This window comes from Enterobacter sp. HK169 (assembly GCF_001719105.1).
Classification (GTDB): Bacteria; Pseudomonadota; Gammaproteobacteria; order Enterobacterales; family Enterobacteriaceae; genus Enterobacter; species Enterobacter asburiae_B.
In genome coordinates this window covers 4,524,076-4,544,481 of the sequence record NZ_CP017087.1, presented here as the reverse complement: position 1 = coordinate 4,544,481, position 20,406 = coordinate 4,524,076, and the positions used below count along the sequence as shown (strand labels likewise).

General features: G+C 54.9%; 23 protein-coding genes. 12 read left to right on the top strand and 11 right to left on the bottom strand.

Annotation, left to right across the window (positions count from 1 at the left end):
• Positions 1-64 precede the first annotated feature (64 nt).
• Complete coding sequence (locus tag EnteroDNA1_RS22650) at positions 65-193, top strand: LuxR C-terminal-related transcriptional regulator (RefSeq protein ID WP_335663832.1); 129 nt, start codon at positions 65-67, stop codon at positions 191-193.
• Positions 194-262: 69 nt separating this feature from the next.
• Positions 263-592, top strand: coding sequence for a sulfurtransferase TusE (gene tusE, locus EnteroDNA1_RS21505; protein ID WP_008499913.1), 330 nt, complete (start codon positions 263-265; stop codon positions 590-592).
• Here tusE and yccX read toward each other — a convergent pair.
• From yccX to EnteroDNA1_RS21490, 3 genes are read right to left on the bottom strand one after another with little or no spacing between them, the layout of a single operon-like run.
• Positions 589-870, bottom strand: coding sequence for an acylphosphatase (gene yccX / locus EnteroDNA1_RS21500; protein ID WP_033145129.1), 282 nt, complete (start codon positions 868-870; stop codon positions 589-591). The two genes, tusE and yccX, sit on opposite strands and share 4 nt — an antisense overlap.
• 11 nt (positions 871-881) lie before the next feature.
• A complete protein-coding gene (locus tag EnteroDNA1_RS21495) occupies positions 882-1,670 on the bottom strand; it encodes an AraC family transcriptional regulator (RefSeq protein ID WP_039261622.1) in 789 nt (262 codons plus the stop codon).
• A 10-nt stretch (positions 1,671-1,680) separates the two neighbouring features.
• Entirely contained in the window at positions 1,681-2,238 is a 558-nt protein-coding gene (locus EnteroDNA1_RS21490; RefSeq protein ID WP_064672236.1) for a kinase inhibitor, read from the bottom strand.
• 173 nt (positions 2,239-2,411) lie between these two features.
• Here EnteroDNA1_RS21490 and rlmI point away from each other — a divergent pair, with 173 nt between their 5' ends.
• Both rlmI and hspQ read left to right on the top strand, forming a co-directional pair.
• Positions 2,412-3,602, top strand: a complete 1,191-nt coding sequence (rlmI, locus tag EnteroDNA1_RS21485; protein ID WP_032658151.1) for a 23S rRNA (cytosine(1962)-C(5))-methyltransferase RlmI — start codon at positions 2,412-2,414, stop codon at positions 3,600-3,602.
• A gap of 60 nt (positions 3,603-3,662) precedes the next feature.
• Complete coding sequence (hspQ, locus tag EnteroDNA1_RS21480) at positions 3,663-3,980, top strand: heat shock protein HspQ (RefSeq protein WP_008499919.1); 318 nt, start codon at positions 3,663-3,665, stop codon at positions 3,978-3,980.
• A 37-nt stretch (positions 3,981-4,017) separates the two neighbouring features.
• On the opposite strand, the gene EnteroDNA1_RS21475 is transcribed toward hspQ, so the two are convergent.
• On the bottom strand, positions 4,018-4,431 hold the full coding sequence (locus EnteroDNA1_RS21475) for a CoA-binding protein (protein ID WP_028012609.1): 414 nt from the start codon (positions 4,429-4,431) through the stop codon (positions 4,018-4,020).
• A gap of 173 nt (positions 4,432-4,604) precedes the next feature.
• Here EnteroDNA1_RS21475 and csgI point away from each other — a divergent pair, with 173 nt between their 5' ends.
• Both csgI and mgsA read left to right on the top strand, forming a co-directional pair.
• Positions 4,605-5,267 (top strand): curli synthesis inhibitor, encoded by a 663-nt coding sequence (gene csgI / locus EnteroDNA1_RS21470; protein WP_033145125.1) that lies wholly within the window; start codon positions 4,605-4,607, stop codon positions 5,265-5,267.
• 80 nt (positions 5,268-5,347) lie between these two features.
• Positions 5,348-5,806: a methylglyoxal synthase gene (gene mgsA / locus EnteroDNA1_RS21465; RefSeq protein ID WP_033145124.1), complete on the top strand. Its 459-nt coding sequence runs from the start codon at positions 5,348-5,350 to the stop codon at positions 5,804-5,806.
• Positions 5,807-5,864: 58 nt separating this feature from the next.
• Here the strand turns inward: mgsA and helD are convergent, their stop codons facing one another.
• On the bottom strand, positions 5,865-7,919 hold the full coding sequence (gene helD, locus EnteroDNA1_RS21460) for a DNA helicase IV (RefSeq protein WP_069303898.1): 2,055 nt from the start codon (positions 7,917-7,919) through the stop codon (positions 5,865-5,867).
• A 123-nt stretch (positions 7,920-8,042) separates the two neighbouring features.
• Here helD and EnteroDNA1_RS21455 point away from each other — a divergent pair, with 123 nt between their 5' ends.
• Positions 8,043-8,489: a YccF domain-containing protein gene (locus EnteroDNA1_RS21455; protein WP_032649128.1), complete on the top strand. Its 447-nt coding sequence runs from the start codon at positions 8,043-8,045 to the stop codon at positions 8,487-8,489.
• 19 nt (positions 8,490-8,508) lie between these two features.
• A complete protein-coding gene (gene yccS, locus EnteroDNA1_RS21450; RefSeq protein ID WP_033145122.1) occupies positions 8,509-10,671 on the top strand; it encodes a YccS family putative transporter in 2,163 nt (720 codons plus the stop codon).
• Here the strand turns inward: yccS and EnteroDNA1_RS21445 are convergent.
• A complete protein-coding gene (locus tag EnteroDNA1_RS21445; RefSeq protein ID WP_033145121.1) occupies positions 10,628-11,254 on the bottom strand; it encodes a TfoX/Sxy family DNA transformation protein in 627 nt (208 codons plus the stop codon). The genes yccS and EnteroDNA1_RS21445 overlap by 44 nt on opposite strands.
• A gap of 217 nt (positions 11,255-11,471) precedes the next feature.
• On the opposite strand from EnteroDNA1_RS21445, the gene sulA reads away from it, so the two are divergent.
• Positions 11,472-11,981 (top strand): SOS-induced cell division inhibitor SulA, encoded by a 510-nt coding sequence (gene sulA, locus EnteroDNA1_RS21440; RefSeq protein ID WP_033145120.1) that lies wholly within the window; start codon positions 11,472-11,474, stop codon positions 11,979-11,981.
• 354 nt (positions 11,982-12,335) lie between these two features.
• On the top strand, positions 12,336-13,391 hold the full coding sequence (gene ompA, locus EnteroDNA1_RS21435) for a porin OmpA (protein WP_023311028.1): 1,056 nt from the start codon (positions 12,336-12,338) through the stop codon (positions 13,389-13,391).
• A 63-nt stretch (positions 13,392-13,454) separates the two neighbouring features.
• On the opposite strand, the gene matP is transcribed toward ompA, so the two are convergent.
• Entirely contained in the window at positions 13,455-13,907 is a 453-nt protein-coding gene (gene matP, locus EnteroDNA1_RS21430; protein ID WP_032658161.1) for a macrodomain Ter protein MatP, read from the bottom strand.
• A 186-nt stretch (positions 13,908-14,093) separates the two neighbouring features.
• On the opposite strand from matP, the gene EnteroDNA1_RS21425 reads away from it, so the two are divergent.
• On the top strand, positions 14,094-15,854 hold the full coding sequence (locus tag EnteroDNA1_RS21425) for an AAA family ATPase (protein ID WP_069303897.1): 1,761 nt from the start codon (positions 14,094-14,096) through the stop codon (positions 15,852-15,854).
• 68 nt (positions 15,855-15,922) lie between these two features.
• Positions 15,923-16,441, top strand: coding sequence for a 3-hydroxyacyl-[acyl-carrier-protein] dehydratase FabA (fabA, locus tag EnteroDNA1_RS21420; protein ID WP_008499931.1), 519 nt, complete (start codon positions 15,923-15,925; stop codon positions 16,439-16,441).
• Between the two features lie 72 nt (positions 16,442-16,513).
• Here the strand turns inward: fabA and rmf are convergent, their stop codons facing one another.
• The 4 genes from rmf to pqiA all read right to left on the bottom strand — a co-directional run bounded on the left by rmf (position 16,514) and on the right by pqiA (position 20,398).
• Positions 16,514-16,681 (bottom strand): ribosome modulation factor, encoded by a 168-nt coding sequence (gene rmf / locus EnteroDNA1_RS21415; RefSeq protein ID WP_013097261.1) that lies wholly within the window; start codon positions 16,679-16,681, stop codon positions 16,514-16,516.
• 255 nt (positions 16,682-16,936) lie between these two features.
• Positions 16,937-17,503 (bottom strand): membrane integrity-associated transporter subunit PqiC, encoded by a 567-nt coding sequence (gene pqiC, locus EnteroDNA1_RS21410; protein ID WP_033145118.1) that lies wholly within the window; start codon positions 17,501-17,503, stop codon positions 16,937-16,939.
• Positions 17,500-19,140, bottom strand: a complete 1,641-nt coding sequence (gene pqiB, locus EnteroDNA1_RS21405; RefSeq protein ID WP_033145117.1) for an intermembrane transport protein PqiB — start codon at positions 19,138-19,140, stop codon at positions 17,500-17,502. Before pqiB ends, pqiC begins: the two co-directional genes overlap by 4 nt.
• Before the next feature lie 4 nt (positions 19,141-19,144).
• The gene (gene pqiA / locus EnteroDNA1_RS21400; RefSeq protein WP_023311024.1) at positions 19,145-20,398 is read right to left on the bottom strand and encodes a membrane integrity-associated transporter subunit PqiA; all 1,254 of its coding nucleotides are present in this window, start codon (positions 20,396-20,398) and stop codon (positions 19,145-19,147) included.
• Positions 20,399-20,406: the final 8 nt, after the last annotated feature.

The window sequence follows — 20,406 nt, the reverse complement described above, 5'->3', positions numbered from 1 at the left end:
GCCTCGCCGCGTCCGAAGTCTTGACTGCTGTCTTACCGGCCTTGAATTCAACGTGCTCGATCTGATGCTTACCGGCTTGCCGGTACGCCACATTGCCATCGTGACGCGTATGTCTGAGAAGCAGGTTTCGACCCATAAATGCAACGCGCTGAAAAAGCTTAATGCCAACAATCTGCTGCAACTGCTCCTGTAGGGCACGGCTTATCCTTCGGCGGCTTTTTTGCTACACTGTCGCCGTTTTTTTCACAGACGACAGAAGATTATGTTCATTTTTGCAGGCCAGGAAATTGAGACCGATAGCGAAGGCTATCTGAAAGATACGACGCTCTGGAGCGAGCCGCTGGCGGAGAAAATTGCGGAAAACGAAGGGATTACCCTCTCCCCCGAACACTGGGAAGTGGTGCGTTTTGTTCGCGAGTTCTATCTTGAATTCAACACCTCTCCGGCGATCCGCATGCTGGTTAAAGCCATGGCCAATAAGTTCGGCGAAGAGAAAGGCAACAGCCGCTATCTGTATCGTCTGTTCCCGAAAGGCCCGGCAAAACAAGCCACCAAAATTGCCGGCCTGCCTAAGCCGGTGAAGTGTATTTAATACCGAATCCCGAAGTTTACGTATTCGCGCCCGGGTTGATGCGGTTCCGTTAACACCTTATCAACCCGTGCGCTGCGCGGCCCACCCGCTTTCAGCCACGCCACCAGCTTGTCGACCTGCTCCGCTTCGCCGCAGGCGACCACCTCAACGCTGCCGTCGTCCCTATTTCGCGCGTATCCCGTTAGCCCAAGCTCAACCGCTTCGCGCTGGGTGCTGTAGCGGAACCCCACGCCCTGAACAACGCCGTGAACCCAGGCAATGGTGCAGACTTTTGACATTTTTCTTCTCCTTAACGTAGCGTTTTCGGCAAACAGCCATAGTGCTGCCGGAAACGGGCGGTGAAACGAGAGCTGGAAAGATACCCACATTGTAATGCGATTTCGCCAATCGGTAATCGGGTTGACTGGAGCTGTGACAAAGCAACGGCCATCCTCACCTCCTCCACGATCTGGCGAAAACTCTGCGACTCTTCACGCAAGCGTCTGCGCAGCGTCGGCACGCTTAAGGCCAGACGGCTGGCAACGTCCTGCGCGGTCCAGTCTCTGGCGGGCGACAGCATAATGAACTGCCGCACCTGCTCGGTCAGGTTACTGTTGCGCTCAACAAGCAGCGGACCCGCCACGCCATCGTGCAGCAGGGCCAGCAAAAGACCGAAAGCCTGATGCTTTTGTAGCGCCTCCGGTAAATCCTGACGCACGGCGTGCAGCAGATTGTCCCACATAAACGCCAACCCCTCGCTCAGCGGGGCGCAGAGCGAATGCAGCGTCGTGCGCGGCCAGGATTTCAGGTAATGCGCCTTAAACTCGGCGACGATCTCCGGGGATAACATCAGCAAATCCGAGTGAAACAGACCGTTTACAGGCTGATTGATAATCTCCATCGCCGTATTGGCCGGGATAATGATGAGCTCATCCCGTGTCGCCTCCAGGCGGTTATCATCCTGAACTATCACCTTAGTGCCGTGAGTGATATGACAAATAGCCGGAAAAAAGAGCTTAACCTGGTGCAGGCGATGCATTTTGCTGGCAGTCACTTCACCCGCGGTAAGATGGTTATGTCGAAAATGAAACTCCTGCACCCTGCCATCCTTATCTGCTGTAGGTTGCTGTTAACTGAGCCTTTGCCAGAACGTGACTATTGAGCATAAAACCGACCAGCGCGCCGCTGGCATTGTTGTCGACGGGCAGTTTATCCACGTCCAGGGCCCAGACGGTAATCTGATAGCGGTGAGGCTTGTCCCCTTCGGGTGGACATGCGCCGCCGAATCCAGAATAGCCGAAATCATTACGCCCCTGCACAACGCCGGCAGGTAATTTCTCGCCGTTCGGGTTACCGGCATCAGCGGGCAGCGTCATTGTCTTCGCCGGAATATTGGCTACGGTCCAGTGCCACCAGCCGCTGCCGGTAGGCGCATCCGGGTCATATACCGTGACGGCAAAACTTTTCGTACCGGCAGGCGGATTTTTCCATGCCAGCTGTGGAGAGATATTCCCACCGTGGCAGCCAAACCCCTCAAATACCTGCTGTTGCGCCAGCCGCCTTTCGCCGGAAATATCCTGGCTGGTGATGCCGAAAGGCGTTGTTGCTAAAACCTGAAAACTCATCGCCGCCAGAGCGGCTATGGCTATCACACTGCGCTTTTTCATGGGTGCTCCCTCTGCTGTACCGGAAGCCCCACTCTAAACCCAGCGGCAATATCGTAATGTGCCTAAGCGATTTGATTTTGTGCCGAAACGCTCAACGGTATCCGCAGATGATTGCGCCTTGCTGAATGTGGTAATCTACGCGCCATTTCCTGAAATCGACAGAACAGCAAATTATGAGTGTACGTTTAGTGTTAGCCAAAGGGCGCGAGAAATCATTACTGCGCCGTCATCCCTGGGTCTTTTCCGGCGCGGTTGCCCGTATGGAAGGCAAAGCCAGCCTCGGTGAAACCATTGATATCGTTGACCATCAGGGGAAATGGTTAGCGCGAGGCGCCTACTCGCCAGCGTCCCAGATCCGCGCTCGCGTCTGGACGTTTGATAAAGATGAAACCATCGACATCGATTTCTTCGTTCGCCGTCTGCAGCAGGCGCAGCAGTGGCGCGACTGGCTGGCAAAACGCGACGGGCTGGACAGCTACCGCCTGATTGCCGGTGAGTCCGACGGCCTGCCTGGCGTGACCATCGATCGCTTCGGTAACTTCCTGGTGCTGCAGCTCCTGAGCGCCGGAGCGGAATACCAGCGTGCCGCGCTGATCAGCGCGCTGCAAACGCTGTTCCCGGAATGCGCCATTTACGACCGCAGCGATGTGGCGGTGCGCAAAAAAGAAGGCATGGAGCTGACTCAGGGGCCCGTAACGGGCGAACTGCCACCGGCCCTGCTGCCGATTGAAGAGCACGGCATGAAGCTGCTGGTGGATATTCAGGGCGGGCACAAAACGGGTTACTACCTCGACCAGCGCGATAGCCGTCTGGCTACGCGTCAGTACGTTGCCGACAAACGCGTGCTGAACTGCTTCTCCTATACCGGCGGTTTTGCCGTTTCGGCGCTGATGGGCGGCTGTGCTCAGGTGGTGAGCGTGGACACGTCGCAGGAAGCGCTGGACGTGGCAAAACAGAACGTCGAGCTCAACAAGCTGGACTTGAGCAAAGCGGAGTTTGTGCGCGATGACGTGTTCAAGCTGCTGCGTAAATATCGCGATCAGGGCGAGAAGTTCGACGTTATCGTGATGGATCCGCCGAAGTTTGTGGAAAACAAAAGCCAGCTGATGGGCGCGTGCCGCGGGTATAAAGATATCAACATGCTGGCTATCCAGCTGCTGAATCCGGGCGGGGTTCTGCTCACCTTCTCCTGCTCCGGCCTGATGACCACAGATTTATTTCAGAAAATCATCGCCGATGCCGCAATAGATGCTGGTCGTGATGTACAATTTATAGAGCAGTTCCGTCAGGCAGCCGATCACCCCGTGATTGCTACCTACCCGGAAGGACTGTATCTGAAAGGGTTTGCCTGTCGCGTCATGTAACTTGAAAAGAGAAATATTGCCCGCACATAACGTGTAAGTCGTATTTCCCGGGAGGTGACTATGATTGCCAGCAAATTCGGTATCGGCCAGCAGGTCCGCCACACTTTGCTAGGGTATTTGGGTGTGGTCGTGGATATCGACCCGGAGTATTCCCTTGATGAACCGTCAGCAGACGAGCTGGCGGTGAACGCAGAGCTTCGCGCCGCGCCCTGGTACCATGTGGTAATGGAAGGTGATGATGGACAACCCGTTCACACCTATCTGGCCGAAGCGCAGCTGAGTAGCGAGCTGCAGGAAGAGCATCCGGAGCAACCCACAATGGATGAACTTGCTCAGACTATCCGCAAACAGTTACAGGCTCCGCGCCTGCGGAACTAAGCGTGTAAAAAAAGCCCGATAAACGGGCTTTTTTTTATTACTTCGCCAGCCCCAGACGGGGGATGTCGATCGCCGGACAGCGATCCATGACGACCTTCAACCCCGCATCCCGCGCCAGCACGGCGGCCTGCTCGTTAATCACGCCCAGCTGCATCCACAGCGTTTTCGCCCCTACGGCGATAGCGTCCTGCGCCACTTCCCACGCTGCCTCGGAATTACGGAAGACATCGACCATATCGATTTTTTCCGGCACGTCCGCGAGCGTGGCGTAACCCTGCTGACCCAGCAATGTTTTCCCCGCCACTTTTGGTGAGACCGGGATAACGTGATAGCCCTGATCGAGAAGGTATTTCATCACCCGATAGCTGGGACGATCGGGTTTATCGCTCGCGCCCACCAGCGCAATGGTACGCGTGGATGTCAGAATCTCGGCAATATCGTTCTCTTTCATGGTTTTTCTCCTGGCTTTTTTAAAAGTGTACGCCAAACCGCACATCTCAACCATCCATCCCATACAGATGCATGAGGGCAAAACGGCGAAATATGTCTATATGTTAGTAAACGTGATTATCGAAAAATTTAGATACATTAATGCGGCGACAGGATTTCTGACGGGAGCCTTCTATGAAAACCGGTATTGCCACTGCCCTGATTGCGTTAGTGATGCCGGTCTGCGTTTTTGCTACCACGCTCCGGCTCTCTACCGACATTGATCTTCTTGTACTGGACGGAAAAAAGGTCTCCAGCTCGTTATTGCGCGGTGCAGACAGCATCGAGTTAGATAACGGGCCGCATCAGCTGGTCTTTCGGGTAGAAAAGTCGATCGGTCTGGCTAATCACGAGCAACGGATGTACATTTCCCCGCCGCTGATCGTCAGCTTTAATACCCGGCAAATCAGTCAGGTGAACATCACCCTGCCTCGCCTTGAAACGGAGAAGGAATCTGCGGCCTTCGACGCTTCACCCCGCGTTGAACTGCTGGACGGGAATGCGATGCCGATTCCGGTGAAGCTGGATATTCTGGCGTTAACGACCTCGCCGAAAGGCCCGGATTACGAGGCCGCGACCCAGACCTATAACAAAGCGGGAAAACGCGCATCGCTTCCGCAGTTTGCCACCATGATGGCGGATGACAGTACGCTTTTATCCGGCGTCTCTGAACTGGACGTTATTCCTCCCCAGTCCCAGACCCTGACGGAACAGCGCCTTAAATTCTGGTTCCAGCAGGCCGATCCCGACACGCGGGCCCGGTTTTTACAGTGGGCAAAACAACAACCTTCATCATAAGCCACATTTTTTACGCCTTTCTCTTGCAGCGTCAGACGGTTCCCGTCATCGTGTAGTCAGTTAACCTGATGGATATGATTATGGAACTGACAACACGCACGCTGCCTGAGCGCAAACACATTGCTCTTGTGGCGCACGATCACTGTAAACAAATGCTGCTTAACTGGGTTCGCCGCCATCAGCCTTCGCTGGAAAAGCACGCCCTGTCGGCGACCGGCACAACCGGTAACCTGATCCAGCGCGAAACGGGTCTGCAGGTGAATGCCATGCTGAGTGGGCCGATGGGCGGCGATCAGCAGGTCGGCGCGCAGATTTCCGAAGGGAAAATTGATGTGCTGATCTTCTTCTGGGACCCGCTGAACGCGGTTCCGCACGATCCGGATGTTAAAGCGCTGCTGCGCCTGGCGACGGTGTGGAATATTCCGGTGGCGACGAACCTGTCGACGGCGGATTTCATCATCGAATCGCCGCAGTTTAACTCGCCGGTTGATATCCTTATTCCGGACTATCAGCGTTATCTTTCCGACAGACTGAAGTAGCTTTTTTGCCGGGTGGCGGCTACGCCTTACCCGGCCTGGAAAATCGTTCCTGACATCGTTATGGTTTACGCGCTACCGGCACATCAATACTCTTCAGGATATCGACAAACACGGATGGCTCCTCTTTATTGAACAGCAGCCACACGCGATGCCGCGCGCGGGTGATGGCCACATACAGCAAACGCCGCTCTTCGGCATCCGGGAAGTCTTCCGGCACCGGCAGCAGGGCCTCTTCCATCACCGACTCGCGGGCCGGGGCCGGGAAACCGTCGCTGCCCTCTTTCAGCCCCAGCACAATCACATAGTCAGCCTGCTGCCCTTTGCTGGCGTGAATGGTCATAAATTCAAGCTGCAGTTTCGGCCAGCGGGTGGCGGCTTTTTCCAGCGCTGCGGGCTTAAGGTGATGGTAGCGCGCCAGCACCAGAATACGTTCATCGGGCTTCGCGTAGCCGCTGAGCTTGTCCAGCAGCGGCTCCAGCTGGTCATCCGCCAGCAGGGTGACCGCTTTTTTATCCCCTGGCCGCAGGCTATTGAGCGGCTTGGCCAGCTGATGCGGGTTCTGCTGGATAAAGCGGTTGGCGATCTCACCAATGCGTGAATTGAAGCGGTAGGTGGTGTCCAGATCGCTGCGATCCCCTTCGCCAAAATAGTGGTGGAACGCGGTCGTCAGGGAGAGCTGCGCCCCGCTGAAGCGATAGATGGCCTGCCAGTCGTCACCCACCGCAAACAGCGACGTATGTTTATTTTGCGCCCGTAGCGCCGAGAGTAGTGCAGCACGCTGCGGAGAGATATCCTGGAACTCATCCACCAGAATGTGTTTCCACGGGCTGACAAAACGTCCCTTCTCAAGAATGATGATGGCCAGATGGATTAAACCGGAGAAATCGACGGCATTTTCCTCTTTCAGCGCGTTTTTCCAGGCTTTCAGCAGCGGAGCCATCAGCTTGACCCGTTTCGAGAACAGATCGCGGATCGCCTCCGGCGCGCTTTCAATCATCTCTGCCTGCGTTCCACCGTGCATTCGCATCAGGCTGACCCAGCGGTCAAGTCGCGAACCCAGCCGACGCGCCAGTTTGTCATCCTGCCAGAAGCTGCCCTCTGGCACCTCCCAGCCGAGCTCCTCCTCCAGCCACTGACGCCACCCTTTCGCCTGCGCCTTTTTCTCACTGCACTGCTGGCGCCACGTTTTGATGAACAGCGCCTGACGCGCCTGCGCGTCGTTTTCCAGCTTACTGATGGAAGGCACTTTTTTACTGCCCTGCTGAATAATATGCAGCGCAAGGGCATGGAAGGTTCTGGCCGTGATATCCCGCGTGTGCAGACGTTCCTGGATGCGTTCGTCCATCTCCTGAGCAGCCTTGCGGCCAAAGGCCAGAAGCAGTATTTGATCGGCTACCGCTTCTCCGGTCGTCAGCAGCCAGCCGGCACGCGCCACCAGTACCGACGTTTTACCGCTACCGGCCCCCGCCAGCACCAGCAGCGACTGCTCGCCATTGACCACCGCGCGCGCCTGGGCCGGATTGAGCGGTGAAGATTCCACCGTACTGAAAAAGTCGGCGTATTGGGTGAGCATAGCGTCCGTCCAGGCCTGGTTATGGGCGAGACGGCTTTTATCCTTATCATTCAGCCAGGCCTGACACTGGCGCCAGGCGTCGCGACAGTTGTCAAACTCGTCGAGACGCGTCACGGAGAGCGGCAGCGCCGAGAGTGCCTGTCGGATCTTTTGCTGCAGCCCGGCGGTCTGCTGACGGGTCAGCCACGCGTGCTGTGCGTTGCTCTTCGCGATATCGTCCAGCACCTGCTGCAGCACCTGGGCGGCAATTACGCTCATATCCTGGCTCCACTGCTGCCACAGTGCGTTCAGGTGATGATGGAAACGCTGGGTTTCCGCCCACTCGGTGCCGTGAAGACGCACGACTTTATCGTCAGGCAGAACGAACTCCAGCTCGCCCCACACCAGCCCGCGTTTACAGTGGATAGCCAGAAGCTGATTAAACGGAATAAGGTATTCGTGGCGTTCCCCGGAGACTTTCACCCCGGCATTAAGGAGAACCACCCTGTCGTAAGGGTGTTGCGCCAGGCGTTTGCCTAACGACGTTGCTTTCAGTTCCATGTTCCGCCAAATCCACGAAGAGATAATTTACCTGACAGTTTAACTGCCAGTTTTAAGGTGCTCCAGCCTAAAAAAACGTTACAATCATTGGGCGTTAATTTTATCGAAAGGAAGTGAGGGTTTATGCGTACCGTTCTGAATGTGTTGAATTTTGTGCTGGGCGGTTTTGCCACCACCCTTTCCTGGCTTTTTGCCACGCTGGTGAGCATCGTCCTGATTTTCACGCTTCCCCTGACCCGTTCCTGCTGGGAAATCACAAAACTCTCCTTAATCCCCTACGGGAATGAAGCTATCCACGTTGACGAGCTCAATCCGGAGAACAAAAACGCCCTGATGAATACGGGCGGAACCCTGCTGAACATACTGTGGCTGATTTTCTTCGGCTGGTGGCTGTGCATCATGCATATTTTTGCCGGTATTGCACAGTGCATCACGATTATTGGTATTCCGGTGGGGATAGCGAACTTTAAGATCGCCGCTATCGCCCTTTGGCCCGTCGGTCGCAGGGTTGTTCCGGTAGAAGTGGCCCAGGCGGCCCGTGAAGCTAACGCGCGTCGTCGTTTTCAGTAAATAAGGACCGGCCGCGTTTATGCTAAGCCCACTGCTTCGCCGTTATACCTGGAACAGCACCTGGCTATACAACGTCAGGATATTTATCGCGCTTTGCGGCACGGTTGCCCTGCCCTGGTGGCTGAATGATGTCAAGCTCACCATTCCGCTTACGCTGGGGGTGGTGGCCGGGGCGCTGGCGGACCTGGACGATCGTCTGGCCGGACGCTTACGTAACCTGGTCATTACGCTCGTCTGCTTTTTCATTGCGTCAGCGTCCGTTGAGCTGCTTTTCCCGTGGCCCTGGCTGTTTGCCCTGGGCCTTACGCTCTCAACCAGCGGGTTTATTTTGCTGGGCGGCCTCGGGCAGCGCTATGCCACCATCGCGTTTGGTGCATTGCTGATCGCCATCTACACCATGCTGGGCGTTTCCCTGTACGACCAGTGGTACCAGCAGCCGGTTCTCCTGCTGCTGGGTGCCATCTGGTATAATCTGCTGACGCTAACCGGTCATCTGATCTTCCCGGTTCGCCCGCTGCAGGATAACCTTGCCCGCAGCTTTGAGCAGTTAGCTCACTATCTGGAACTGAAATCCCGGCTGTTCGACCCGGATATCGAGGAAGAAAGCCAGGCTCCGCTCTACGATCTGGCGCTGGCAAACGGCCAGCTGGTCGCCACCCTTAACCAGACAAAGGCCTCTCTGCTTACCCGTCTGCGCGGCGATCGCGGTCAGCGCGGAACGCGAAGGACCTTACACTACTATTTTGCCGCCCAGGACATTCACGAACGTGCCAGCTCCTCGCACGTTCAATACGCGGCCCTGCGCGAGAAGTTCCGCTACAGCGACGTGATGTTCCGCTTCCAGCGCCTGCTGTCCATGCAGTCTCAGGCGTGTCAGCAGCTCTCGCGCTCCATTCTGCTGCGTACGCCCTATCAGCATGACCCCCGCTTTGAACGCGTATTCAGCCATCTTGATGCGGCGCTCGACCGCGTTCAGGCCAGCGGAACGTCACCGGAGCACATCAAAGCGCTGGGCTTTCTGTTGAACAACCTGCGGGCGATTGATGCTCAGCTGGCGACCATTGAGTCCGAACAGGCGATGGCGCTGCCGGGCAGTGAGGTGGAAAATCAGCTTGCTGATGACAGCGTGCACAGCGTTAGCGATATGTGGCTGCGTCTGAGCCGTAACTTTACGCCGGAGTCGGCTCTCTTTCGCCACGCGGTGAGAATGTCGCTGGTGCTGTGCGTGGGGTATGCCTTTATCCAGATAACCGGGCTGCACCACGGCTACTGGATCCTGCTGACCAGCCTGTTCGTCTGCCAGCCGAACTATAACGCCACCCGACACCGTCTTGCGCTGCGTATTATCGGCACGCTGGTCGGCGTCGCGATCGGCCTTCCGGTACTCTATTTCGTGCCCTCCGTTGAAGGTCAACTGATTCTGATTGTGATCACCGGCGTGCTGTTCTTCGCGTTTCGCAACGTGCAGTACGCCCACGCCACCATGTTCATCACGCTGCTGGTGCTGCTCTGCTTTAACCTGCTGGGTGAAGGGTTTGAAGTTGCCCTGCCCCGCGTGATCGATACCCTGATTGGCTGTGCGATTGCCTGGGCTGCGGTCAGCTTTATCTGGCCGGACTGGCGTTTCCGCAATTTGCCGCGCGTGGTAGACAGGGCAATGAACGCCAACTGTCGATACCTTGACGCAATCCTGGAGCAGTACCACCAGGGGCGCGATAACCGCCTGGCTTACCGGATAGCCCGTCGCGACGCGCACAACAGTGATGCAGAACTGGCCTCCGTTGTCTCTAACATGTCAACGGAGCCTCGCGCCACGGCGGAGATTCGTGAGACTGCGTTCCGCCTGCTCTGTCTGAACCATACGTTCACCAGCTATATTTCGACGCTAGGCGCTCACCGTGAGAAACTCACCAACCCGGGCATTCTCAACCTGCTCGATGATGCCGTCTGTTACGTTGATGACGCACTTCATCACCGACCGGCCGATGAGCCGCGCGTTCAACAGGCCCTGGATGAACTGGCTCAACGCATTGCGCATCTTGACCCAGGAAACGACAGCAAAGCGCCGCTGGTTCTTCAGCAAATAGGCCTGCTTATCGCTCTGCTGCCTGAAATTTGCCGGCTGCAACAGCAAATCGCTACCTGGAGGAGTGATTCTCCTGTGGCTCAGGCAGCGCATTAAACCACTCCGTCAGCTCCCGGCGAATGCCTGCCGGGAGTGCCGCCTCATGCAGCCCCTCGATAGCCCCTTCCAGTGCGAAGAGAACCTTAATACCGAGCGCTTTGTTTTTTGCCCGCATCTTCAGCCAGCTCGCTCTGGCACCCAGCGCCCGCAGCGTTTCCTCATTGGTAATGCCAGCTTCAAAGAGCAAGACTTCAAGCTGAAAGGTCAGGTTTGGCAGATCCTTGAGTCGGTTTCGTTGATGGCGCTGATAGCGCTCTTTTCTTGCCGCACTGAGCGCAAACGAGGAGAGCTGAAGCAGCCGCTCTCTGTCCTGCCATAATCCGTCATCCACACGATAATAGTTGAGCAGCACCGGGCGGCCTCGCTTCATCAACGTCAAAAAAGAGGAGGCATTTTTTACACAGTATTTCGCACTCTCCTCACAGGCGCGGAGATAAAGCTCTCCGTCTGACACCATGGCAAAAACCGCATCATCCACCGCCAGGGTATAGCCTCCAAACAGCGCGCGATGATGAATCTCGCCCAACGGGGAGAGGTATTCCTGGGATTTATAAATCCGTTCATAAGATATCTTTTTCATGATATTTCCCTTCAAAATCATAAAGTAACAACGAAATTTCTTACTAGCGGATCCGTTAGCAGGAAAATAGGCAACTTATTGCCGATGAGCAAGATGATTTTTCGAGGGACATCAACATTGAATGAATTTTGCGAGTCGCTTTCCGAAAATGAGGTTGATCTTTATGCATACAGGGGTTACTGTATATCCATACAGTAACTACAGGGCTGGAATGAATATGCACACTTCAGGCTATGCAAATCGCTCAACCTCTCTCTCTTCTACCGCAGGCAATGTCGCGCAGAATTCCGTCGAGCGTGTTTCCACGGGGCTTATCAGTGAAGTGGTTTATCGTGAAGACCAGCCCCTGTTGACGCAACTTCTTTTGTTGCCGTTATTACAACAGCTTGGTCAGCAATCGCGCTGGCAGCTTTGGCTCACGCCTCAGCAAAAACTGAGCCGTGAGTGGGTTCAGTCCGCAGGCCTGCCGCTTACTAAGGTCATGCAAATTAATCAGCTCCCGCCGTGCGATACCGTTGAGTCGATGATCCGCGCGTTACGCACCGGAAATTACAGCGTGGTGATTGGATGGTTACCGGAAGAATTGACGGAAGAGGAACATTTCCGTCTGACTGAAGCAGCCGAAGAAGGGAATGCGATCGGGTTCATTATGCGTCCGGTTCGATCGGATTCTTACCGCAGAGGACAACTTTCTGGGCTAAAAATTCACTCCAATTTGTATCATTGAGTGAAATTAAGATTTTTCCTGGAATTTTTTTTGACCACAAGATGGCATTAAAGTTCCCGGCCTGAAAATTGCGGCAAGGCTTGTCTGGTGCGGTTCTCCTTAATTTTATTGCACAAAATTCGTTCGAAAAATGTTAAATAATCGGTATACGGAACTTTTTTTTTCATATGCCTGACGGACTTCACACTTGTAAGTTTTCAGCTACGTTGTAGACTTTACATCGCCAGGGGTGCTCGGCCTAAGCCGAAGATATCGGTAGATTTATATTTGACCACGCCCCCCGGTGAAGGATTTAACCGTGATTCTCTCCTGAGACTTTCATGGCGAATTTTGGATGATAACGAGGCGCAAAAAATGAAAAAGACAGCTATCGCGATTGCAGTGGCACTGGCTGGCTTCGCTACCGTAGCGCAGGCCGCTCCGAAAGATAATACCTGGTATGCAGGTGGTAAACTGGGCTGGTCTCAGTTCCACGACACCGGCTGGTACAACAGCAGCCTGAACAATGATGGCCCAACTCACGAGAGCCAGCTTGGTGCAGGTGCGTTCGGTGGCTATCAGGTTAACCCGTATGTTGGTTTTGAAATGGGTTACGACTGGTTAGGTCGTATGCCATACAAAGGCGACACCATCAACGGCGCTTTCAAAGCACAGGGCGTTCAGCTGACCGCTAAACTGGGCTACCCAATCACTGACGATCTGGACGTGTACACCCGTCTGGGCGGCATGGTATGGCGCGCAGATTCCAGCAACAACATCTCTGGTGACAACCATGACACCGGTGTTTCCCCAGTATTCGCTGGTGGCGTTGAGTGGGCTATGACCCGTGACATCGCTACCCGTCTGGAATACCAGTGGGTTAACAACATCGGCGACGGCAACACCGTTGGTGTTCGTCCAGACAACGGCATGCTGAGCGTAGGTGTTTCCTACCGTTTCGGCCAGCAGGAAGAAGCAGCTCCAGTTGTTGCTCCAGCGCCGGCTCCAGCTCCAGAAGTACAGACCAAGCACTTCACTCTGAAGTCTGACGTTCTGTTCAACTTCAACAAAGCGACTCTGAAACCAGAAGGCCAGCAGGCACTGGATCAGCTGTACACCCAGCTGAGCAACCTGGATCCTAAAGACGGTTCCGTAGTGGTTCTGGGCTTCACCGACCGTATCGGTTCTGACGCTTACAACCAGAAACTGTCTGAGAAACGTGCTCAGTCTGTTGTTGATTACCTGATCTCTAAAGGTATCCCAGCTAACAAGATCTCCCCACGTGGTATGGGCGAATCTAACCCAGTTACTGGCAACACCTGTGACAACGTGAAAGCTCGCGCTGCACTGATCGACTGCCTGGCTCCAGATCGTCGCGTAGAGATCGAAGTTAAAGGCATCAAAGACGTTGTAACTCAGCCAGCGGCATAAGTTATCGTCTTATAAAAAAACCCCGCCATGCGGGGTTTTTTATTGTTTACAGAAAAGAAAAATCTACTTTTTACCCAACAGAGCCTGAAGGTCGTTCTTCAGCGTCGACATCTGGTTGGCGTACTTCTCTTTATGTTCGGCATCCTCAATCAGCTGCACGATGGTTTCCGAAAGCGTTTTGCCCCGTCGTTGTGCCAGCCCAGCCAGGCGTTGCCAGACAACGAACTCCAGGTCGATTGATTTTTTGCGAGTGTGCTGATGCTCAGCATTAAAATGCCGTTTGCGTCGCGCGCGGATAGTTTGCTTCATCCGGTTTAACAACGCGGGATTGATGTGTTTCTCAATCCAGCCGTTAACCTGTACCGGTTCATTTTCGAGGGTCAGCAAAATATCCACGGCTTCTTGCGCAGCGCTGGCTTCGACGTAGCAGGTGATCAGCTCCCCTTCACGGTGCTTTTTGACCAGGTACTTCCATTTCCAGCCGCTTTCGAGATTTTCCAGTTGTTGATATTTCATTGCGATCTCAGTGTTACCACGTAACTCAGTTCAGAATATCAGTTTTTTAGCAATCTGCTGAAAAGAAATCATATCCTGTGAGTGAATGCAGCCAATCGCCCTGTCGAAATCCCCAATCCTGCTTGGGTACAGCCCCCCGCTTACGGTATACTCCACGCTTTTACATCTGACTAAAAAACATCAACTTTGACCATTACGAAACTTGCATGGCGTGACCTTGTTCCGGATACCGAAAGTTACCAGGAACTGTTTGCACAGCCCGAACTCGCAAAAGAACACGAATTCATCCTTAGCGATACGCAGCCTCGCTTGCATTATGCGCTGGAGCAGGTGTTAAGCCCATGGGCAACAGCGCCCTTCATGCTGCTCAAGGCCCCGGAAGAAGCGGAATACCTGACGCTGCTCGGTGATGCCGTGCGCCAGCTGAAGCCGGAAGTGAACGCAGTTTTTGGCGGCCAGTATCGTATTGCGGGACATGATGTCACTTTCGAACCAACGGCGCAGGCCGATGGCCGTTTTGCCGTTAAAGGCGAAGTGATTACCGCTAACTGGGTCGAGGCGGAACAACTCTTTGGTTGTCTGCGCCAGTTTAACGGCGAACTTTCGCTGCAGCCAGGGCTGGTTCATCGCGCAAATGGCGGTGTACTCATCATCTCACTGCGTACCCTGCTCTCGCAGCCGCTGCTGTGGATGCGTCTGAAAACTATCGTCAACCAGCTGCGTTTCGACTGGGTCGGCTACGATGAGTCTCGTCCTCTGCCTGTCTCTGTTCCGTCTATGCCGCTGTCGCTGACCGTCGTGCTGACGGGCGACCGCGAATCGCTGGCGGACTTCCAGGAAATGGAGCCGGAACTGGCTGAGCAGGCGGTTTATAGCGAATACGAAGACAACATCCAGATTGCTGACGCCGACGATATGGCGCAGTGGTGCCAGTGGGTGATGGCCGTTGCTGAGCGTTTTTCGCTGCCAACCCCTGCGGCTGACGCGTGGCCGGGCTTAATCCGCGAAGCGGTACGCTACACCGGTGACCAGGAAACGCTGCCGCTTTGCCCGCTCTGGATCGGCAAACAGCTGCGTGAAGTGGGTGTGATTAGCGGCAACGGGGCGTTTACCGGCGAACAGCTCACTCAGATGCTGGCTCAGCGTGAGTGGCGAGAAGGCTATCTTGCCGACCGTATGCAGGATGAAATTCTGCTGGAACAAATTCTGGTGGAAACCGAAGGCGAACGCGTCGGGCAGATCAACGCCCTGTCGGTGATTGAATTTCCTGGCCATCCGCGCGCATTCGGGGAGCCGTCCCGTATCAGCTGCGTTGTGCATATTGGCGATGGCGAGTTCACCGATATTGAACGGAAAGCCGAGCTGGGCGGCAACATTCACGCGAAAGGCATGATGATCATGCAGGCGTTTTTGATGTCAGAGCTGCAGCTTGAGCAACAGATCCCCTTCTCCGCCTCGCTGACGTTTGAGCAGTCCTACAGCGAAGTGGATGGCGATAGCGCCTCTATGGCCGAGCTGTGCGCCTTAATCAGCGCCCTGGCGGAAGTGCCCATCAATCAGAACATCGCGATCACCGGTTCGGTGGACCAGTTCGGTCGTGCACAGCCAGTGGGAGGCCTCAACGAAAAAATTGAAGGCTTCTTCTCTATCTGTCAGCAGCGCGGTTTAAACGGCAAACAGGGTGTGATTATTCCTGCTCCCAACGCACGCCATTTGAGCCTCAGCCAGGATATTCTGGATGCGGTTGAGCAAGAGCAATTCACCATCTGGGCCATCGAAGGGATTGAGGATGCGCTACCCTTACTGACAAATCTGGTTTGGGATGGCGAAGGGCAAACCACCCTGATGCAGACTATCCAGGAGCGCATTGCTCAGGCGACGCAGCAGGATGCTCGTCATCGTTATCCATGGCCGTTACGCTGGCTGGGCTGGTTTAGTTCGAACTGATCGGACTTGTTCAGCGTACACGTGTTAGCTATCCTGCGTCCTTCACTAAAATAAGGCTTACTGAGAACATGGTAGATAAACGCGAATCCTATACAAAAGAAGATCTTCTTGCCTCTGGTCGCGGTGAACTGTTTGGCGCTAAAGGCCCACAGTTACCGGCCCCGAACATGCTGATGATGGACCGTGTCGTGAAAATGACCGAAACCGGCGGCAACTTCGATAAGGGTTACGTAGAAGCAGAACTCGATATCAACCCGGACCTGTGGTTCTTCGGTTGCCACTTTATTGGCGATCCGGTAATGCCTGGCTGTCTGGGCCTGGATGCCATGTGGCAGCTGGTTGGCTTCTATCTGGGCTGGCTGGGCGGCGAAGGTAAAGGTCGCGCGCTGGGCGTGGGCGAAGTAAAATTCACTGGCCAGGTTCTGCCTACAGCGAAGAAAGTGACCTATCGTATTCACTTCAAGCGCATCGTTAACCGCCGCCTGATTATGGGCCTGGCAGATGGCGAAGTGCTGGTCGACGGTCGCCTGATCTATAGCGCAAGCGACCTGAAAGTTGGCCTGTTCCAGGATACTTCAGCTTTCTGATCGTGCTTTTGGCCCCCCCCAGAAAGGCGAAACCTCCGCATTGCGGAGGTTTCTTTTTTGAAAGAGACGTTATCAGGCTATGAGTGCCCTGTCGCCGATGGCTTCTCGCCAGCCTCCAAGCCATTGTGACCTTTGATTTATCGTCTGATAAGGACACATTTCTTTAGAACGTCCAGCGATGCCGGCCTGATAACCACGTTGATGAGCCCGTTCCAGGCGATCTCGTTTCTGTCTCTTCATGCCTCGTTTCCCTCATTCTTTTGTCTGGTGGAAAGAAAACAGTGTCTGCACTCAATGCACAGGCACAGATAACGAATACCCCGAATTAGTCGCATCGTCAATGTTCAAAATTCATACGGGTGTCATATTTGTGAGCTAGCCGGAAGTTCATTTGTACAAAAATTGTGACGTGGCACAAGTAACAATCTGAAGTGAAAACGAAAAAAAACCGCAATCAGCGACAGGCCAACTGCGGTTTTTGATGATGAATTTTACTTATGGCAGACGGGAAATTTCTCTCGCGATGCTGGCCGACTCCTGTGCCCAACCCTGAGCCAGGACTTTCACCATTTCGTCATAGCCATCTTTCTGCTGCTTCAGCTCCAGATGGAAAGGACGCTTAATCAGCTGCCCCTGATGGTTCAGCAACCACTCCCCGCTGATCACCACCGCACCGTCATAGCGGCCGTGGAAGCCCGTGACCGTGACGTTAAGCGTATCCTGGTCGTTACCCAGCGGCTGCGACGCGACAACCCAGCCCGGAAGCTGGCTGCCCAGATTGGCCACCAGCGTGTTACGCAGCTGCTGATCCAGCGGGCTGGCCCACAGGTTGTTCGTCGCAATCACGTATTTAACGTCGCTGGTCTGATAGACCACGCCGTTTCCTGCCAGATAATCCGGCACGGCAACCTGCTCAACCCACAGCTGGCGGTTTCCCTGGCTGGCCGTGCTTTGCCCACCGCTGTGGGTAGACACAGGCAGCTGATAGTAGCTTTTATTATCTACCCCTGAACTGCACGCCGTTAACAGCAGAGCGCCAACCATCAATAGCCACTTTTTCATTCTTTTGCCCTCTTCGGCTCAGGATCCTTTTTATCTTTCGCTTCGAACACCAGCGCATTGCTCTTCTCGTTGAGCGTTTTCAGCACCGGCTGCAGTTCACGCAAGACCTGATCAAGACGCTGCATATCTGCCACCATCTTGTTGTAGGCCGCTGAACCCGGCTGGAAGCCCTGCATACTGCGGTTCAGCTCACGTAGCGTTTTCTGCATATCCTGCGGCAGCTGCTGCATGCTCTGGCTCGCAGTGATCTTGTTGATGTTATCCAGCGTGGTTTGCAGGCGACGCATCGTTGCCTGGCTTTCGCTCAGCGAGTTCGTCGCCGCTTCAATCATCGGATTCAGTGGCAGATTGTTGATCTTATCCAGCGTTTCCATCAGACGCTGCTGGATCTGAGCCAGACCGCTGCTCACCGTTGGGATGATCTTGTAGCCACCAAATTCACGAATACCGGTAATCGGCGGTGCTTTCGGGTAGAAGTCCATATCCACATACAGCGCACCGGTCACCAGATTACCCGTCTTCAAGGAACCTCGCAGACCACGGTCCATCAGTTGACTGATATGGGTGGCAATATCCTGATTCTCGCCAATCTGGTTAAGCAGACGTTCCGGCTCGATGCGGATCAGTACCGGAATACGGTAATCATCGTCAAGCATCTGGCTCAGGCCCGGAACAAAGAACGGAACTTGCCCAACCGTACCAAGACGAATACCTCGGAACTCAACGGGCGCGCCCGGCTGCAGGCCGCGGACGGAATCTTTGAAGAACATCAGGAAGTCGATGTGATCGGTATAAAGCGCGTCCTGAATGCTTCGCTGATCGTCAAAGAGTCTGAACGCCGTTTTCTCGGCAACCGGCTGCCCCAGATCCTGCCCTTCCGGCACATCAAAGCTCACCCCGCCGCCAAACAGCGTGGTTAAGGAACCCATTTCTACGCGCATCCCCGCCGACGTAAGATCGACCGCGATCCCGCTGTCCTTCCAGAAGCGAACGTTGCTGGTCACCAGACGATCGTTTGGCGCATTGATGAACAGCTGATAGCTGATGGTACGCTTTTGCGCATCGAAGGTGCTGGTTTCAACGGAACCGACGCGGTAGCCGCGGAACAGTACTGGATCACCCGCAGTGAGCTGACCCGCTTTTTTGCTGTCGAGGATCACGCGGATACCCTTGGCATCAGGCGGCGCAAGCGGCGGTGAGTCGAGAAGCTGATATTGCCCAGGCTGGCTGCCCTTCGTGCCGGGCTGCAGTTCAATGTAGGCTCCAGAGAGCAGCGTCCCTAAGCCGCTGATCCCTTCGCGCCCCACCTGCGGTTTAACGACCCAGAAAACGGAATCGCCGTGCAGCAGTTTTTCCATGCCGGCATTAAGGCGCGCCTTAATTTCCACATGGGTTAAATCGTCGGTCAGGGTTGCGCTTTCGACCACGCCCACGTCCACGCTACGGCTTTTGATGGTCGTTTTACCGCCCTCAATCCCCTCGGCATTGGTGGTTATCAGCGTGACTTCCGGTCCCTGATGGCTGTAATGATAAAACAGGATCCATGCACCGATCAGCGCGGTCACGATGGGGAAAATCCACACCGGCGACCAGTTTTTGACCTTCTGCACTTTCGCCTCTCCACTCTTATTTTCCATGCTCTTACTCTTCCTCATGGCTTGATTCAGGCTCACGATCCCACGATAAACGAGGGTCGAAGGTCATGGCCGCAAACATGGTCATAATCACGACCAGTGCAAACATTAAAGCCCCCATCGCGGGATAAATACTCATCAAACCGCCCATCCGCACCAGTGCAGAGAGAACGGCGATGACAAACACGTCAATCATTGACCAGCGTCCGACAAACTCGACCACTTCATAAATCAGGTGCATGCGCTCGCTGTCGCGTTTTCCATGCCCCTTCGCATCCCAACAGAGCCAGGCGATGGCGATCATTTTTAAGGTTGGCACCATAATACTGGCGATAAAGATCACGCCGGCGACAGGATAGGAACCTTCGCCCCACAGCAGGATCACCCCGGCGAGGATCGTCGAGGGCATTTTATCGCCGAGCAAATCGGTGATCATGATCGGTAGAATATTGGCAGGCAGATACAGCATGATGGAGGTGACCAGCAGGGCCATCGTCCACTGAAGGCTATTTTTACGGCGTACGTGACCCTTCGTTTCGCAGCGCGGACAAACGTCGAGATCGGCGGGCAGCACGGCGGTGCAGCACGGGCAGGAACGCAGCCCCTGACGAATGCCGGGCACGCCGACTTTTACCGTTTGCGCAAGCGTCGGTGCCGGGGCGATATCATCCCACGCCCAGCGTCTGTCCACGCACTGGAAAGCACGCAGCTGCAGGACACAGTACAGGCACCACGGAATAAAGCTGCTGCCGATCCCCACGTCGCCGTATGCCATGAGCTTCACGAAACTGACCAGAATGCCCGCCAGAAAGATCTCGGCCATGCCCCAGCTTTTAAGCTGAAAAAGGATACGTGCGAGCCGGATTTTCAGTGATGAGGGCATCCTGACGCGGTTGACCAGCAAAAGGATAACGACCAGGCAAAAAGCCGGGACTATCTGGACAAACAGGAGAAAAAAGGTGCCGAGGCTGGCGTAATCTTCCGAGAACATCACGCCCGGGATTTCAAGCAGATCCACCTGGCTGGTTATCCCTCCCACCTTCATATAGATGAAAGGGAAGAGATTGGAGAGCAGCAGCATGAACAATGCTGCCAGAGCGTAAGCAGTGGGACGCTGCCGCGGCGCGTCCCACTCGGTTGTCAACGTTGCGCCGCAACGTGGACACAGGGCTTTATGTCCGTGACCAAGCTCTGGCAACGCCACGAGCATATCGCATTGCGAGCATAAAATATGCCTGTCGGCATGGTGCTGGTCACACATATGTTATC

Coding starts and splice junctions, on each gene's coding strand:
- EnteroDNA1_RS22650 (WP_335663832.1), top strand. CDS start 65: ATGCTTACCGGCTTGCCGGTACGCCACATTGCCATCGTGACGCGTATG.
- tusE (WP_008499913.1), top strand. CDS start 263: ATGTTCATTTTTGCAGGCCAGGAAATTGAGACCGATAGCGAAGGCTAT.
- yccX (WP_033145129.1), bottom strand. CDS start 870: ATGTCAAAAGTCTGCACCATTGCCTGGGTTCACGGCGTTGTTCAGGGC.
- EnteroDNA1_RS21490 (WP_064672236.1), bottom strand. CDS start 2,238: ATGAAAAAGCGCAGTGTGATAGCCATAGCCGCTCTGGCGGCGATGAGT.
- rlmI (WP_032658151.1), top strand. CDS start 2,412: ATGAGTGTACGTTTAGTGTTAGCCAAAGGGCGCGAGAAATCATTACTG.
- hspQ (WP_008499919.1), top strand. CDS start 3,663: ATGATTGCCAGCAAATTCGGTATCGGCCAGCAGGTCCGCCACACTTTG.
- EnteroDNA1_RS21475 (WP_028012609.1), bottom strand. CDS start 4,431: ATGAAAGAGAACGATATTGCCGAGATTCTGACATCCACGCGTACCATT.
- csgI (WP_033145125.1), top strand. CDS start 4,605: ATGAAAACCGGTATTGCCACTGCCCTGATTGCGTTAGTGATGCCGGTC.
- mgsA (WP_033145124.1), top strand. CDS start 5,348: ATGGAACTGACAACACGCACGCTGCCTGAGCGCAAACACATTGCTCTT.
- helD (WP_069303898.1), bottom strand. CDS start 7,919: ATGGAACTGAAAGCAACGTCGTTAGGCAAACGCCTGGCGCAACACCCT.
- EnteroDNA1_RS21455 (WP_032649128.1), top strand. CDS start 8,043: ATGCGTACCGTTCTGAATGTGTTGAATTTTGTGCTGGGCGGTTTTGCC.
- yccS (WP_033145122.1), top strand. CDS start 8,509: ATGCTAAGCCCACTGCTTCGCCGTTATACCTGGAACAGCACCTGGCTA.
- EnteroDNA1_RS21445 (WP_033145121.1), bottom strand. CDS start 11,254: ATGAAAAAGATATCTTATGAACGGATTTATAAATCCCAGGAATACCTC.
- sulA (WP_033145120.1), top strand. CDS start 11,472: ATGCACACTTCAGGCTATGCAAATCGCTCAACCTCTCTCTCTTCTACC.
- ompA (WP_023311028.1), top strand. CDS start 12,336: ATGAAAAAGACAGCTATCGCGATTGCAGTGGCACTGGCTGGCTTCGCT.
- matP (WP_032658161.1), bottom strand. CDS start 13,907: ATGAAATATCAACAACTGGAAAATCTCGAAAGCGGCTGGAAATGGAAG.
- fabA (WP_008499931.1), top strand. CDS start 15,923: ATGGTAGATAAACGCGAATCCTATACAAAAGAAGATCTTCTTGCCTCT.
- rmf (WP_013097261.1), bottom strand. CDS start 16,681: ATGAAGAGACAGAAACGAGATCGCCTGGAACGGGCTCATCAACGTGGT.
- pqiC (WP_033145118.1), bottom strand. CDS start 17,503: ATGAAAAAGTGGCTATTGATGGTTGGCGCTCTGCTGTTAACGGCGTGC.
- pqiB (WP_033145117.1), bottom strand. CDS start 19,140: ATGGAAAATAAGAGTGGAGAGGCGAAAGTGCAGAAGGTCAAAAACTGG.
- pqiA (WP_023311024.1), bottom strand. CDS start 20,398: ATGTGTGACCAGCACCATGCCGACAGGCATATTTTATGCTCGCAATGC.